This is a genomic window from Pseudonocardia sp. HH130629-09 (assembly GCF_001294645.1).
Lineage (GTDB): Bacteria > Actinomycetota > Actinomycetes > Mycobacteriales > Pseudonocardiaceae > Pseudonocardia.
Genome location: NZ_CP011868.1, coordinates 4,152,613 through 4,167,118 on the forward strand (window position 1 = coordinate 4,152,613; position 14,506 = coordinate 4,167,118).

A 14,506-nucleotide genomic window follows, 5' to 3' on the forward strand; every position below is an offset into this window, starting at 1 on the left:
GATCGCATGACCTCCATCGCCGAGAAGGCCACGAAGCTGCAGGAGCTGCACTCCGCACCGGAGCTGCTGCTCGTCGTCAACGTCTGGGACGCGATCACCGCGAAGATCGTCGCCGAGACCCCGGGCACGACGGCCCTGGCCACCGCGAGCCACGGGATCGCCGCGTCCCGCGGCTACCCCGACGGCGAGCACATCCCGCGCGACCTCATGATCGCCGAGGTCGGGCTGATCGCGGAGGTCGCCGGCGACCTGCCGGTGACCGCCGACCTGGAGGCCGGCTACGGCGACCCCGGTGGCACCGTCGCGCGCGCGATCGACGTCGGCATCGTCGGCTGCAACCTGGAGGACCAGGTCAAGCCGCTCGCCGAGGCAGTGAAGGCCGTGGAGGCCGCCGTCGCCGCGGCCGAGAAGGCCGGGATCGACTTCGTGCTGAACGCGCGCACCGACGCCTTCCTCAAGGCCGGTGACAAGGACCCCGAGGCCGTGCTGGCCGACGCGATCGAGCGCGGGAAGGCGTACCTGGACGCGGGCGCGTCGAACTTCTTCGTGCCCGGCAAGCTCGACGAGACCCAGGTCGGACGCCTGGTCGAGGCGCTCGGCGAGCGCAAGGTCAACCTGATCGGCATCCCGGGGTCGATCCCTCTGGGGACCGCCCAGCAGCTGGGCGTCGCCCGCGTGTCCTACGGCCCGTGGAGCCAGAACGTCGCGCTGACCGCGCTGCAGGACCTCGCCACCGACGTCTACGCCGGCGGGGGGCTCCCCGAGGGCACCCGCAAGCTGAACTGAGTGGCCCGGGGAGAAGCACTCCGACGCCGCCCGGCGCACGGTGATCCGCTCCGCGCGCGGTGATCCGCCGGGCGCACGGTGATCCGCTCGGCGCGTGCATCCGGACGCGCGCGGAACACGGAGGCGCGCGCGACGCCGATCATGCGGGGTCAGCGCCCGTCGGCGGGTGCGACCTCATCCGGATCGGCGAAGGCCTTTCCCAGCTCGCGGGACAGGGCGAGCGCACGCTGCGCCCAGGCCGGGGACGCCCCGGCGAGCCCGCAGGCGGGCGTCGGGACGGCGAGGCGGGCCAGCCGCGGCCGGTCGAAGCCCAGCCGGTCGGCCAGGTCGTAGCCGGCGCGGGACAGGTCACCGATCGCCGGTTCGCGGGACGGCGTGGTGCCGGGCAGCAGCCCGAGGAACAACGGGACGCCGCTGTCCCAGGTCTCGCCGATCGCGTCGAGGGCGCGCGGTTCGGCGGTGCTCCCGGCGAACACCGGTCGGGTCGCGTCGATGCCGACCGCGGCCGCACCGGTGCCGGCGAGCAGCCGGATCGGCGGACGGTCCGCGCAGCAGTGCACGACGACCGGCGCGTCGACGCCGGCGACCAGGTCGCGGAGCAGGTCCTGGGCGTCCGGCGCGGCGATCGCGCGGACGGTGCCGTAGCCGGACGCGGTCGGCAACGACCCGGCGAGCACCGCGGGCAGACCGGGCTCGTCGAGCTGGACGACGACCGCCGCCCCGGTCCGTTGCGCGACCTCGGCGACGTGTGTGCGCAGCCCCTCGGTCAGGCTGGCGGCGAACTCGCGGACGGCGCCGCGGTCGGTGAGCACCCGGTGCCCGGACGCGAGCTCGACCGAGGCGGCGAGTGTCCACGGGCCGGTGACCTGGATCTTCACCCAGGACGGGCGGATGTGGTCGCAGGCGTCGTCGAAGGCGTCCAGATCGCCGGACATCAGGTCACGGGATCGGCGCAGGTCGCGCCCGGGGTGCGCGGTGACGCGCCAGCCGGTCGGCACGACCTCGACGGCGAGGTCCACCAGCAGCCCGGCCGTGCGCCCGATCATGTCCGCGCCGACACCGCGGGCGGGCAGCTCGGGCAGTGCCGGGAACTCGGGGGTCTCGCCGGTGACCAACGCGCACGCCTCGCGGATGTCGGTGCCGGGCAGTGATCCGACGCCGGTGCCGACGCCGGCGGGCCACAGGGCACGGGGCGCGGCGAGCTCGGCGGGGGTGTCGTCGACGACCTCGATCCGGGGCTGCGGCGCGACGGTCTCGCCGGGACGGACGTCGCCGAGTCCGGCGGCGGCGAGCGCGGCGGCCAGCGGGTCGGTGGGGTCCGGGATGGTCACCCGCACAGTGTCCTCCGCGGTCCCGTCCCGACGCGTGCGCCCCCGGTCCGTCGGCGGCGGGCATGATCGCCGGACGTGGCGTGCGGAGTCGGGTGAGCCGCACCCGACGCTCCACAGTCGGCGATCACCGGAGGGATCACCGCAGAGCGATCACCCCCGAGCGGTCACCACGGAGCGGTCACCGCAGGCAGAACGCTGCAGGGCGATCACTGCAGGGGGCGATCGCCGGAGTTCTCATTGCAGGGCGAACACCGGGTGGTGGGGTGCGGCGGCGGCCAGCTCGGCGTCGGACGAGGAGGCGTCGACGCCGTCGAAGAACGCCCCGACCTCCCAGGCCCAGCGGCGCAGGTACTCCCGCAGCACCGGGACGGCGACGGCCGGGTCGGTCAGCTCGGTCGCGGCCACCCGCTCGGTGCGACGGCCGACGGTCAGCTCGGCCTCCCCCGCGACGCGCAGGTTACGCACCCACTGGGTCTCACCGCGGGCGGCGACGAGGTACCGGACTCCGTCGTGATGCAGCGGGTTGACCGGCGTGGTGCGGACCTCGCCGGAGCTACGGCCGCGGACGCCGAGCACTGCGGAGCCGGCGAGCGGGAGGCCGAGCCGGGTCAGGCCGGCGACCAGGGGGTTCATCACGCGTCGGGTGAACCGGCCGGGGGCGAGGTAGCGGGTCCGAGAGCGCTGATTCGTCATGAGAGCAGTGTTCACTCTCCATCATGCGAAAGCAAGAGCAGTGCTCTCGTCGGGAGGTGCGTCGAGATGCAGATCAGCGGGCTCCAGCGGCGCGCGGGGCCCGCTGAGGTGCATCTCGGCGGACGGCGATCCGCCACGACAGCGCCGCGCGCCGGCGGTGGCAGCGCTCTCCCGGCGTGGTCGGCCCGGGAGTACATGCCGGACGCTTCCGGTCGGGCGGTCCCGGTCAGGCGGACCAGGTCGGGCGGACCAGGTCAGGCAGCCCCGGTCGGGCAGCCCCGGTCGGGCAGCCCCGGCCGGGCAGCCCCGGCCGGGCAGCCCCGGCCGGGCAGCCCCGGCCGGGCAGCCCCGGCCGGGCAGCCCCGGCCGGGCAGCCCCGGCCGGGCAGCCCCGGCCGGGCAGCCCGGTCAGACGGTCCCGGTGATCGTCGCCGACCCCAGGACGATGTCGCCGTCGTCGTCGGGGCGGTAGAAGGCGACGGCCTGCCCCGGGGCGACTCCGCGCAGCGGCTCAGCCAGGTCCACCTGCACGACGGCGCCGAGCGGGGTGACGGTCGCGGGTGCGGTGCCGCCGTGCGCGCGGACCTGCACGACGCAGCCGAACGGCGCGTCCGGCGCCACGTCCGAGGTCCACACCGGGGTGCGCGCGGTGATCGCGGTGACGTCGAGCGCAGCCTCCGGGCCGACCCGCACGGTGCCGCTGACCGGCTCGATGCCGAGCACGTAGCGGGGACGGCCGTCGGGGGCCGGGCGGTCGATCCCGAGACCCTTGCGCTGCCCGACGGTGAAGCCGTGCACGCCGTCGTGGGTGCCGAGGGTCTCGCCGGTGGCGGCGTCGACCAGGGCACCGGGGGTGCTGCCCAGGCGGTCGGCCAGGAAGCCCTGGGTGTCACCGGTGGGGATGAAGCAGATGTCGTGGCTGTCGGGCTTGCCGGCGACGCGCAGCCCGAGCCGGGCGGCCTCGGCCCGGATCTCCGGCTTGGGGGTGTCGCCGACCGGGAACATCGCGTGCCGCAGCTGGTCGGCGCGCAGCACGGCCAGCACGTAGGACTGGTCCTTGCCGCCGTCGGCCGAGCGGCGCAGCACCGGCCCGGCCGGGTCGAGCCGGGCGTAGTGACCGGTGCAGACGGCGTCGAAACCGAGTGCGAGCGCCCGGTCCAGGACCGCCGCGAACTTGATCTTCTCGTTGCACCGCAGGCAGGGGTTCGGCGTCTGGCCGGCGGCGTAGGCGGCGACGAAGTCGTCCACCACGTCGCGGGTGAACTCCTCGGACAGGTCCCAGACGTAGTACGGGATGTCGAGGACGTCCGCGGCGCGGGCGGCGTCGCCCGCGTCCTCCTTGGAGCAGCAGCCGCGCGACCCCGACCGCATCGCGTCGCGGGTGCGCGACAGCGCGAGGTGCACACCGACGACGTCGTGCCCGGCGGCGACCGCCCGCGCGGCGGCGACCGCGGAGTCGACGCCACCGCTCATCGCAGCGAGGACCCGCACGGCTCAGCCCGTGACCGACGCGGGGGTGCGACGGCTCGCGTTGCGTGCCCGCTCCACGACCGACCCGATGGCCCCGGCGACCGCGACCACGTCGGCGGAGGTGCTGGTGTGCCCCAGGGAGAAGCGCAGCGACCCGCGGGCGGTGCACTCGTCGGCGCCCATCGCCAGCAGCACGTGGCTGGGCTGGGCGACGCCCGCGGTGCAGGCCGAGCCGGTGGAGCAGTCGATGCCGTGGGCGTCGAGCAGCATGAGCAGACTGTCGCCCTCGCAGCCGGGGAACGACAGGTGCGCGTTGCCGGGCAGCCTGCCGGGACCGCCGTCGACCCGGGAGTCGGTCGTGTCACCGTTCAGCGCCGCGTCGGGCACCTCGGTGCGCACGACGCGGATCAGCTCGTCGCGCAGCCCGGCCAGGTGCACCCGGCGGCGCGGCGCGGCGGCCACCGACTCGACGACGGCCGCCGCCAGTCCGGCCAGCGACGGGACGTCCAGGGTGCCGGAGCGGACGTCGCGCTCCTGGCCGCCGCCGTGCAGCAGCGGGGTGCAGGCGACCTCGCGGCCGAGCAGCAGCGCGCCCGCGCCGTAGGGGCCGCCGAGCTTGTGCCCGGTGAGGGTGAGCGCGTCGGCGCCGCTCGCGGCGAAGTCGACGTCGAGGATGCCGACGGCCTGCACGGCGTCGGTGTGGAACGGCACCCCGAACTCGTGGGCGACGGCGGTGAGCTCGCGCACCGGGTTGACGGTGCCGACCTCGTTGTTGGCCCACATGACCGAGACCAGGGCGTTCCCGTCCGGGTCCTCGGCGAGCGCGGCACGCAGCGTCTCCGGGTGGACCCGACCGGTCGCGTCGACCTCGAGCAGCCGCAGCCGGGCGCCCTCGTGGGTCGCCAGCCACTCCGCCGCGTCGACGACCGCGTGGTGCTCGACGGCCGACACCAGCACCCGCGAGCGGCGGGGGTCGGCGGCCCGGCGGGCCCAGAACAGGCCCTTGACCGCGAGGTTGTCGCTCTCGGTGCCGCCGGTGGTGAACACGACCTCGGACGGGCGCGCGCCGACCGCCTCGGCGATCCGCTCACGTCCCTCCTCGACCGCGCGCCGGGCGCGGCGCCCCGACGAGTGCAGCGACGACGCGTTGCCGGTGCGGCCGAGCGCGTCGCTCAGAGCGGCGACGGCGGCGGGCAGCATCGGTGTGGTCGCCGCGTGGTCCAGGTACGTCATCGGCCTCCAGGGTAGACCCCGCCGTGACAGCGGTGCGTGCCGAACCCGTCGTGGACGACCGTCCGTCTCACACGACCGTGGCGGGGCGGGGGTGACGGACCCGGTCGCGGGCCCGTGCGGCCAGCGCGCGCCGGTCGGTGTGCGGGCCCGGCTCGACGAGCTCGCCGACGGTGACCTCGCAGACCAGTCCGGGCAGCCGGAGCACCCGGCCGACGGTGTCGCCGAGGGTCTGCTCGCCGACGAACGCGGCGGCCGTCGTCGGCCGCCCGTCCGGGGTGGTGATCGCGACGGTGACCGGCCGGACCGGGGCACCCGCGTCGATCGCGGCCTGGAACGGCGCGCGCCGGTAGTCCCCGGAGATCGCGCCGCACCACGTCGTCGCCTCGGGGAAGACCCCGACCAGCGTGCCGCCCCGCAGCGCGTCGGCGCAGGTCGCGACGGTGCTCGGCAGCCGGGACAGGCCCTCGCGGTGCACGAACAGGGTGCCGGTGCGGGCGGCGAGCGCACCGATCATCGCCCAGTCCCTGACCTCCCGCTTGGCGAGCATGGTGACCGGGCCGATCGCGCCGAGCGCCGGGATGTCGATCCACGACGTGTGGTCGGCCACGACCAGCGCGCCCCGCCCGTCCGCGGGCGCGAGCGGTCCACCGCGCACGACGAGCCGGACCCCGGCGGCGTGGAGCACCGCACGGTGCAGCGCCCGCAGGACCGGCTCCAGCACGCGGGCGCCGCACAGCGCGGCGACCGGGACGAGCACCGCGGCCACCGCCAGCACCGCGAGCAGTGCCACGGTGCGACGGGCCAGGCGCAGCGTGCCGGTCGTCGTGCGCGGGGGCAGGCACTCCTGCGGGGTGCACGGCGACCAGGCCGCCCACGGCCCGCCGGGACGCCGCGACGCGGGCGGTGCCGGCGGGTGCGTCGGGTGGTCGACGACCGGGCGCACCGGGGTCCGCAGGGCGGCGCGGGCCGGGTGGTGCGCCGCACCGCGTCGGCCCCCCGTCGCCGGGTCCGCCGGCGTGGGCGGGAGCACTACGGCCCCGGCCGAGGGGACGGCCGCGGAGGCGCGGCCACGGGGCCGGAGGCGGCGGAGCGGGCGGAGGGGCGCGCCGGCGTCGCCCTCCGGTCCGGCGGCGAGGGTCATGCGCCCGTCACCCCGGCGGCGTCCTCGCCCAGGAAGAAGCGCAGGTAGCGCTGGTCGATGTGGTCCATCCCCAGCAGCACCGGGAAGTCCGCGACGCCGAAGTCCGGGTCGTGCGCGGGCGGCCCGCACACCCAGGTGCCCAGCCGCAGGTAGCCGCGCATCAGCGGCGGGACCGCGACACCCCGGCCGCGCGGGACGTCGGTCGGGTCCCAGGGGCGGAGCGGGACGGTGCGGTACCCCTCGGGGGCGAGGTGCTTGGCACGGACCCGGTCCCAGACGCCCGCGGCCTGGGCGCCGCCGTCGGCCAGGGAGACGCTGGCGCAGCCGATCAGCCAGCGGTGCCCGGTGAGCAGCATGTAGCGGGCGAGCCCGGCCCACGCCAGCCCGACGACGGCGCCGCCGCGGTGGTCGGGGTGCACGCAGGAGCGCCCGGTCTCGACGATGCCGGACCGCAGCGGGTCGAGAGCGGTGAGGTCGAACTCGCCGTCGGCGTAGAGGCCGCCCGCGGCACGCGCCCGCTGCGGCGGGAGCATCCGGTAGGTGCCGACGATCTCGCCGGTGGCGTCCTCCCGGACCACGAGGTGGTCGCAGTGGGCGTCGAAGCGGTCGACGTCGCGGCCGGGGACGGCGCTGTCGAGCCGGGCGCCGAGCTCATCCGCGAACACCCGGTGCCGCAGCGCCTGCGCCGCGGCGACGTCGCCGTCGTCGGTCGTGAGGAGCAGGGAGTACCGCCGGGCCGCGGTCTCCGGGGTCGAGACGATCACCTGGGTCACACCGGGTTGGTACCGGGCGGGTGCGACACCCGGACGGTTCCGCGACGACACGTCGGTGGCATCGGAGTGAACGGTCCCGGACAGGTGTCGCCGCAGGCAGGAGCAGGTGAACGGGCCCCGCACACACGACGACGCCCGGGTGCGCGCGGCACCCGGGCGTCGAGCGTGTGGCGGACCGGAGGGGTCAGCCCTTGCGCTTGGCGACTTCCTCCTGCAGCTGCGGCGCGACCTTGAACAGGTCGCCGACGATGCCGAAGTCGGCGATCTCGAAGATCGGCGCCTCCTCGTCCTTGTTCACCGCGACGATCGTCTTCGACGTCTGCATGCCGGCACGGTGCTGGATCGCGCCGGAGATGCCGAGGGCGATGTAGAGCTGCGGCGAGACCGACTTGCCGGTCTGGCCGACCTGGAACTGCGGCGGGTAGTAGCCGGAGTCCACCGCGGCACGCGAGGCACCGACGGCGGCACCGAGGGAGTCCGCCAGGCCCTCGACGACGCTGAAGTCCTCGGCCGAGCCGACACCGCGGCCACCGGAGACGATCACCGTCGCCTCGGTCAGCTCCGGACGCGACCCGCCCTGGATCGGCTCACGGCCGGTCACGGTCGCGCCACGCCCCGACGGGGCCGGGACCTCGACGGTCTCGCGGGCACCCGCACCGGCGGCCGCGGAGATCTCGACCGAGCCCGGGCGCACCGTGATGACCGGGTGCTCGGTGTTGGCCTTCGCCTCGGCGGTGTAGGCACCACCGAAGATCGAGTGCGAGACGCCGTCGGCGGAGACGCCCACGACGTCGGACAGCAGCCCGGAGTTCGTGCGGATCGCCAGGCGGCCGGCGACCTCCTTGCCGTTGCCGGTGGCCGCGAGCAGCACGGCGGCCGGGGAGGCGGAGTTCACCAGCGACTCCAGGACCGTCGTCTCCGGGGAGAGGAAGTCGGTGGAGTCGGTCTCGGCGACGTAGATCTTCTCGGCGCCGTGCTCGGTCAGACCGTCGGCCAGCTTGTCGGCGGTGCCCGCCGGGCCGACGACGACCGCCGACGGCTCGCCCAGCGCGCGGGCGGCGGTCAGCAGCTCGTAGGTGGTCTTCTTGATGTCGCCGTCGACGTGGTCGACGAGGACCAGAACCTCAGCCATGAGTATCTCCTGTGCAGAAGTGGTGTCGGTCGTCGATCAGCGTCAGATCAGCTTCTGGCCGACCAGGAACTCGGCGATCTTCGCGCCGCCGTCGCCCTCGTCGGTGACCTTCTCGCCGGCCTGCTTCGGCGGCTTCGGCGACGCCGAGACGACCGAGGTCAGCGCGTTCGCCAGCCCGACCTCGGAGGGGTCGATCCCGGCGCCGGCCAGGTCGAGGGTCTGCACCGGCTTCTTCTTCGCCGCCATGATCCCCTTGAAGGAGGGGTAGCGCGGCTCGTTCGACTTCTCCCCGACCGAGACCACCGCAGGCAGCTCGGCGGTGAGGTGGGTGACCCCCTCGTCGGTCTCCCGCTTGGCCTTCACCGTGGTGCCCTCGACGGACAGCTCGTTGGCGTGGGTCAGCGACGGCACACCGAGCAGCTCGGCGATCATCGCCGGGACCGCACCGATCTGGCCGTCCGAGGCCGAGTTTCCCGCGATGACCAGGTCCCAGCCCTCGACGGTGCCGATCAGCTTGGTCAGCGCCTTCGCGGTCTGCACCGCGCACGAACCGTGGATCGCGGAGTCCGACAGGTGCACCGCGGAGTCCGCGCCCATCGACAGCGCCTTGCGGATCGCGTCGGTGGCCCGGTCCGGGCCCATGCACACGACGACGACCTCGGAGCCGTCGTTCGCCTCCTTGAGCAGCAGGGCCTGCTCCACGGCGCGCTCGTTGATCTCGTCGATCACCGCCTCGGCACCCTCCCGGTCGAGGGTGTGGTCGGAGTCGGACAGCTTCCGCTCCGAGTAGGTGTCGGCCACCTGCTTCACCAGGGTCACGATCTTCATAGGACCTCTTCGACCTCCTGCCGCGGCGGCCTGCGCCCACGCGCACACCGCGTCGTCCTCTTCGCGATCCGCCCCGTCGGGGTCCGGACCGTCTCGCGTCACCGTGACGGTGCTGCGCCGCGCGCTCTCGCGAGAGCGGGGTGGGCCGCGGCGTCGCGCCCGTCGTAGCCGGTGACTCTGCCACTGGTCATGCCGTAATGGCACGCCGTGCCACTGTGACGTTCATTGTTACCAACGAGTAGCGCCCCGGCAAACCGGGGTCGGTCGTGACCGTACTCACGCGCGGCCCTCCTCACCTGGTGCACGCACGACGTCACACGCCGTACGCCCTGATCGGGGGTGGGGTTTCGCTACCGTCGACATCTCGCGCACTCGGCAGGAGGGAGCCGTCGTGCAGGTGACGGGGTTCGACGACCGTCTGGGGACCGGCTACGTGCTCAGCACGGGGCCGCACGCCGAATCCGACGTTGCGGGCAGCAGGACGGTGGAGCACGGCGGTATCACCGTCCGGGCCACCGAGGGTCTGGCCGCGATGCTGGAGGACTCGCTGGTCCACCGGCCCACCACCCGTCTGGGGTGGGGCGGGCCGGAGGTGCCGCTGACCCTGGAGGACACGACGCTGCTGGCGTGGCTGCGCCAGGACATCGGCGGGGTGGTGGCGGTCAGCGGGGAGCCCGAGCCCGTCTGAGCCGCCCTCAGCGGCCCAGGTGGGCGAGCGCGCGGCGCGCGGCGTGCGCGCCGCACATCCCGTGCGCACCCGGTCCGGGCGGCGTCGCGGCCGAGCAGAGGAAGTGCCCCGGTGCTCCGGTGTCGTAGGGCTGCACCGTCGTGCGCGGCCCGAGGACCAGCTGCCGCAGGTCCTTGGCGCCGGTGAGGATGTTCCCGCCGACGTAGTTCGGGTTCTCCGCGAACGTGGCCGGGTCGGTGACCAGGGTCCCGACGACCCGCTCCCGGAACCCGGGAGCGAACCGCTCGATCTGCGCGGTGATCGCCGCGGTCGCGTCACCGGTGTACCCGTACGGGACGTGCGCGTAGGCGTAGACCGGGTGCACGTCGCCGACCGACCGCGTCGGGTCGGCCAGGTACTGCTGCCCGACCAGTACGAACGGACGCTCCGGCATCCGGCCCGCGTGCACCTCGCGCTCGACGAGCGCGGTCTCCGCGGCCGACCCGGCGACGTGCACGGTCCCGGCCCGCCGCGCCCCGGGCGACGTCCACGGGATCCCGCCCTGCACCGCGTAGTCGACCTTGAACGCGGCCGGGCCGTACCGGAACCGCCGGTAGGCCCGCGCGGCCCGCGGCGGCAGACGGTCGCCGAGCAGCTGCGGGAGCCGGTCGGGGCCGACGTCCCACACCACGACGTCCGGGTCGCCCAGCTCGTCGGCGGAGCGGACGTGCACGCCCGTCTCGATCTTCGCTCCGTGTCCGGCGAGCACCGCGGCCAGCGCGTCGGAGATCGCCCGGGAGCCGCCCTGCGCGACGCCCCAGCCGTAGCGGTGCCCTGCGGTGAGGATGCCCATCCCGATCGCGCTCGACAGCGGGCGGTTCAGCGGCCGGAACGCGTGCGCGGCCGTGCCGAGGAACAGGGCGCGGCCCCGCTCGGTGCGGAACGCCCGCGCCAGCAGCTCGGCCGGCAGGACGGTCGGCGCACCGAAGCGGGCGAGCAGCAGCGGGTGGCCCGGGAATCGCAGCAACGGGCCCAGGAAGTCCTGGGACAGCGCGTCGTAGTTCCGGGACGGGCTGCCGAACAGCGCACGCCACAGCGGCCCGTCGGCGCCCAGGCCGGCCGCGGTGTCGGCGACCGAGCGCAGCAGGACGCCGGCGTCGCCGTCGTCGAGGGGGTGGGCGCAGTCGACCTCGGGCAGGCGCCACCGCAGCCCGTGCCGGTCCAGGCCCAGCTCGGCCAGGACCGGCGAGCCGACCGCCATCGGGTGCACCGCCGAGCAGTGGTCGACGAGCAGGCCGGGCACGATCGCCTCGACCGTGCGGGTGCCGCCGCCGATCTCGTCGGCGGCCTCCAGCACGGTGACCTCGACCCCGGCCCTGGCGAGCACGGCGGCGGCGACGAGACCGTTGGGACCGGAACCGACGACCGTCGCGGTGCTCATGTGTGTTCTCCCGTTTCAGCGGACCGACAGCAGGTGGTTCCCCCGCCGTCGCAGTTGTACCCGGACCCGGTGGCACAGGACGCCCCGTCCCGGGGACGGCTCACGACCGGCCCCCGTCCCGGCGGTGCGGGGGCCCGGTCGCGACGACGCGGGCGAGCCGATCATCGTGACGGTCCGCCACACCGCCACGCAGACGCGACGGGAGTTCCCGGGGGCCTCCTCAGAGCAGCGACGCATCGAGCCCGCCGTCCAGGACCAGGCCGCTCCCGGTGCAGAACCGGGACCGCTCGCTGGCGAAGAACAGCGCCGCCTCGGCGACGTCGGCAGGGGTGCCGTAGCCCCCCTGCTTCTGCGCGATGAGACCGTCGAACCCGCCGGCGGGCAGTCCGAGCGCCGCCTCGAACCCCGGCTGCGCCGCCGTCACCAGGTCGGTGTCGATGAAGCCGGGCAGCAGCGCGTTGACCCGCACGCCGTGGGGCCGGAACTCCGTCGCCGCGGTCTTGGTCAGGTTCACGACGGCGGCCTTGGCGGCGGCGTAGTGGCCGATCAGCGGCGAACCGGTGGTCGCGGTGACCGAGGCGAGGGTGACGATCGTGCCGCCGCCCGCGGCGATGATCGCCGGGGCCGCGTAGCGGATCGACAGGAAGACCCCGTCGAGGTTCACCGAGGTGACCGCGCGCCAGGCGGCGAGGTCCATCTCCAGCAGCGGCTCGGGCCGCCCGACGCCGGCGTTGGGCACCATCACGTGCAGCCCGCCGTGCCGGTCGACGGCGTGGGCCACCAGCGCCTGCATCTGCGCCTCGTCGCGCACGTCGCACGCCAGGTACGAGGCGCCCGCGATCCCGTCAGCGACCGACTTCGCGGCGGCCTCGTCGATGTCGGAGACGACGACCGTCGCGCCCTCGGCGCCGAAGCGCTCCGCGATGGCCCGTCCCAGTCCCTTGCCCGCGCCGGTCACGATCGCGACCCGGCCGTTCAGTGCGTCACGCATGGTGCGTTCCTTCTTCGTCGATGGGACGTCGGATGGGTCAGCGGGGCGGGCGGGCGTCGTGCTCCGCCCGCCCCGCCGGGACTCAGACCGCCGGGGCCCCGGCGGTGTCCTCGTCGGCGGCCGACCGCTGCGGGGCACGCCAGGTGACGGTCAGCGGGATGGGCCCGTTCGGCAGCCACGGCTGCTCGTTCACCGCGTCGGCCACGTTCCAGTACCCGCGCTCGACGACGCCGAGCGCCGCGTCGATCAGCTGGTAGTGCTGGACCTTCGCGTGGATCGCCTGCGACTCCACCCAGCAGACGACGAGCTCGCCCGGGGCGAAGCCGACCCGTCGCTGGACCGCGGCGATCATGTGCGCGTCGTGCAGGTGACCGTCGCCGAAGTTGAAGCCGATCAACGAGTTGCAGGTGAACTCCGCCTCGCGCACGGTGCGGGAGTCGAGGTCGTCGAGCCGGGCCGCCAGCACCGAGAACAGCCCGCGGCCCTGCGAGTGCATCGACCGCCAGGCGATCGTCTGCTGCATGGTGATCTCTGCGACGGCGGCCGGGTAGCCCATCGCCCGGAGCTGGTCGACCTGGTTCCTGATCGGCCGGTGCGCGATCGAGTTGAGCTTCTCCTCGGCGCCGGGGGCGAAGGTCCACAGCGCCGACGCCCAGTTCCCGGCGTACTGGCGCATCGACGGCAGGAAGGACACGAGGTCCGGGCGCAGGTTGCCGAGGACCGGGAAGAACACCAGCGCGGCGACGATGACCAGGGTCAGCGCCGGGGAGGACATGTCGGTGACGCCGAAGCCGTCGCCGTTGGGGAAGCCGAGGAACAGGAACACGGCGAGGTAGCCGAAGAGGATGTTCCACTCCAGCGGCACGGCCAGCGGGAACGTCGAGGTGATGAACAGGTGGAACACCACCATGAGGACCACCCCGGCCAGCGTCAGCCAGTGGTTGGTCGAGAACAGCAGCACCAGCGGGGTGATGATCTCGACGGTAGTGCCGCCGACGTGCGCCATGAACGTCGCGAGCTTCGACGGGCGGATGTCGCTCGGGAAGTCCCGGTAGTGGGCCCGCTTGACCCACTTCGACGGGACGCACGGGCTGTTGGACACCATCGGCGGGATCACGTTCGTGAAGTGCCGGCCGAACTTGGACACGCCCGCCCCGATCCACACCGCGCAGATCAGCAGCTTCGCCGCGACGATCATGTCGACGAAGGGCAGGACACCGAAGAACACCATCGCCGGCAGGTACTGCTCACCGCGGGACGCGAGGAAGATCGTCTTGTCGCGCAGGCCGCAGAGGATCAGCAGCACGATCGGCGCGACCATCAGCCACGGCGCGACCAGACCGGAGGTGTTGTCGGGCAGCACCGCCGACAGCGACGCGCTCGGCACGCCGGGCAGCACGACAGCGGTCAGCAGCGAGGCGAGCAGACCCAGGTAGAGCACGACGTCGAGCACCGTGCGGGTGTCGCCGTCGGTCCCCGGGACCGCTTTCCACGGACGCAGCCGGATGGTCCCGGGGCGGGCCCAGAACAGGATGCCACCGGTCATCGGCTTGAACTTGCCCGCGATCGGACCCCAGGAGCCCGCGACGCCGATCGCCTCCAGCAGCACCGTCCACAGCACGAGCTTCTGGTAGACGATGGGCTCGTTCCACCAGCCCGCGACGTCCCAGACCGGGCCGACGCCGGAGGTCCAGGTGATCAGGGTGGTGCCCACGAGCACGTAGAGGACCACCAGCTTGACGACGTAGGTCGTCGGGATCATCTTCGGCGATCCGAAGCCGTACTCCACCCAGTGCAGGGCGAGCGCCTTCGTGCGTTCGAACAGCGGCTTGTCGAGGAAGGTGTCGAGATCGACCGGGGGGAAGTCCCCCGTCTTGAACCCCATTGTTCATCCCCTTTCGGAGGGTGGCATGCGGTAGCCGCCCGCTGGCGTTTCCGGGCAGGTCGGCTCCCCCGCCGGACCGGGGCGGTCCGCGGGAGGTCGCTGTTGTGCCGGGTCGTGCCGGGGCGTGCCGGGTCAG

The 14,506-nt window shown here is 74.3% G+C and carries 13 protein-coding genes; 2 read left to right on the forward strand and 11 right to left on the reverse strand.

Translation table 11 applies throughout. The features are described from left to right. Window positions 1-6 precede the first annotated feature (6 nt). On the forward strand, window positions 7-786 hold the full coding sequence (locus XF36_RS19085; RefSeq protein WP_060713015.1) for an isocitrate lyase/PEP mutase family protein: 780 nt from the start codon (window positions 7-9) through the stop codon (window positions 784-786). A gap of 149 nt (window positions 787-935) precedes the next feature. Here XF36_RS19085 and XF36_RS19090 read toward each other — a convergent pair whose 3' ends face one another. The 8 genes from XF36_RS19090 to XF36_RS19125 form a co-directional block, all read right to left on the reverse strand. Beyond that, window positions 936-1,970 (reverse strand): methionine synthase, encoded by a 1,035-nt coding sequence (locus XF36_RS19090; RefSeq protein ID WP_060714821.1) that lies wholly within the window; start codon window positions 1,968-1,970, stop codon window positions 936-938. A gap of 381 nt (window positions 1,971-2,351) precedes the next feature. After that, a complete protein-coding gene (locus XF36_RS19095; protein WP_060713016.1) occupies window positions 2,352-2,810 on the reverse strand; it encodes a nitroreductase/quinone reductase family protein in 459 nt (152 codons plus the stop codon). A 407-nt stretch (window positions 2,811-3,217) separates the two neighbouring features. After that, complete coding sequence (gene mnmA, locus XF36_RS19100) at window positions 3,218-4,300, reverse strand: tRNA 2-thiouridine(34) synthase MnmA (RefSeq protein WP_060713017.1); 1,083 nt, start codon at window positions 4,298-4,300, stop codon at window positions 3,218-3,220. Between the two features lie 3 nt (window positions 4,301-4,303). After that, window positions 4,304-5,512, reverse strand: a complete 1,209-nt coding sequence (locus tag XF36_RS19105; protein ID WP_060713018.1) for a cysteine desulfurase family protein — start codon at window positions 5,510-5,512, stop codon at window positions 4,304-4,306. Window positions 5,513-5,579: 67 nt separating this feature from the next. Continuing rightward, window positions 5,580-6,653 (reverse strand): lysophospholipid acyltransferase family protein, encoded by a 1,074-nt coding sequence (locus XF36_RS19110; protein WP_060713019.1) that lies wholly within the window; start codon window positions 6,651-6,653, stop codon window positions 5,580-5,582. Continuing rightward, on the reverse strand, window positions 6,650-7,426 hold the full coding sequence (locus XF36_RS19115) for a GNAT family N-acetyltransferase (RefSeq protein ID WP_060714822.1): 777 nt from the start codon (window positions 7,424-7,426) through the stop codon (window positions 6,650-6,652). The genes XF36_RS19110 and XF36_RS19115 overlap by 4 nt, the downstream gene beginning before the upstream one ends. A 184-nt stretch (window positions 7,427-7,610) precedes the next feature. Beyond that, window positions 7,611-8,558 carry an electron transfer flavoprotein subunit alpha/FixB family protein gene (locus XF36_RS19120; RefSeq protein WP_060713020.1) on the reverse strand — a complete coding sequence of 316 codons (948 nt, stop codon included), beginning with the start codon at window positions 8,556-8,558 and terminating at the stop codon, window positions 7,611-7,613. Between the two features lie 42 nt (window positions 8,559-8,600). Continuing rightward, window positions 8,601-9,386 carry an electron transfer flavoprotein subunit beta/FixA family protein gene (locus XF36_RS19125; RefSeq protein ID WP_020626655.1) on the reverse strand — a complete coding sequence of 262 codons (786 nt, stop codon included), beginning with the start codon at window positions 9,384-9,386 and terminating at the stop codon, window positions 8,601-8,603. Between the two features lie 391 nt (window positions 9,387-9,777). Here XF36_RS19125 and XF36_RS19130 point away from each other — a divergent pair, with 391 nt between their 5' ends. Further along, a complete protein-coding gene (locus XF36_RS19130) occupies window positions 9,778-10,074 on the forward strand; it encodes a hypothetical protein (protein ID WP_060713021.1) in 297 nt (98 codons plus the stop codon). A 7-nt stretch (window positions 10,075-10,081) separates the two neighbouring features. Here the strand turns inward: XF36_RS19130 and XF36_RS19135 are convergent, their stop codons facing one another. From XF36_RS19135 to XF36_RS19145, 3 genes are all read right to left on the reverse strand, one after another. After that, window positions 10,082-11,494: a phytoene desaturase family protein gene (locus tag XF36_RS19135; RefSeq protein WP_060713022.1), complete on the reverse strand. Its 1,413-nt coding sequence runs from the start codon at window positions 11,492-11,494 to the stop codon at window positions 10,082-10,084. Window positions 11,495-11,714: 220 nt separating this feature from the next. Continuing rightward, entirely contained in the window at window positions 11,715-12,485 is a 771-nt protein-coding gene (locus tag XF36_RS19140; protein ID WP_060713023.1) for an SDR family NAD(P)-dependent oxidoreductase, read from the reverse strand. A gap of 82 nt (window positions 12,486-12,567) precedes the next feature. Next, window positions 12,568-14,370, reverse strand: coding sequence for a DUF3556 domain-containing protein (locus tag XF36_RS19145; RefSeq protein ID WP_060713024.1), 1,803 nt, complete (start codon window positions 14,368-14,370; stop codon window positions 12,568-12,570). Between the last annotated feature and the right edge of the window lie 136 nt (window positions 14,371-14,506).

Excerpts from the sequence above, each read along its gene's own strand:
- XF36_RS19140 (WP_060713023.1), bottom strand. The coding sequence starts at position 12,485 with ATGCGTGACGCACTGAACGGCCGGGTCGCGATCGTGACCGGCGCGGGC.
- XF36_RS19095 (WP_060713016.1), bottom strand. The coding sequence starts at position 2,810 with ATGACGAATCAGCGCTCTCGGACCCGCTACCTCGCCCCCGGCCGGTTC.
- XF36_RS19105 (WP_060713018.1), bottom strand. The coding sequence starts at position 5,512 with ATGACGTACCTGGACCACGCGGCGACCACACCGATGCTGCCCGCCGCC.
- XF36_RS19145 (WP_060713024.1), bottom strand. The coding sequence starts at position 14,370 with ATGGGGTTCAAGACGGGGGACTTCCCCCCGGTCGATCTCGACACCTTC.
- XF36_RS19125 (WP_020626655.1), bottom strand. The coding sequence starts at position 9,386 with ATGAAGATCGTGACCCTGGTGAAGCAGGTGGCCGACACCTACTCGGAG.
- XF36_RS19110 (WP_060713019.1), bottom strand. The coding sequence starts at position 6,653 with ATGACCCTCGCCGCCGGACCGGAGGGCGACGCCGGCGCGCCCCTCCGC.
- XF36_RS19085 (WP_060713015.1), top strand. The coding sequence starts at position 7 with ATGACCTCCATCGCCGAGAAGGCCACGAAGCTGCAGGAGCTGCACTCC.
- XF36_RS19135 (WP_060713022.1), bottom strand. The coding sequence starts at position 11,494 with ATGAGCACCGCGACGGTCGTCGGTTCCGGTCCCAACGGTCTCGTCGCC.
- XF36_RS19120 (WP_060713020.1), bottom strand. The coding sequence starts at position 8,558 with ATGGCTGAGGTTCTGGTCCTCGTCGACCACGTCGACGGCGACATCAAG.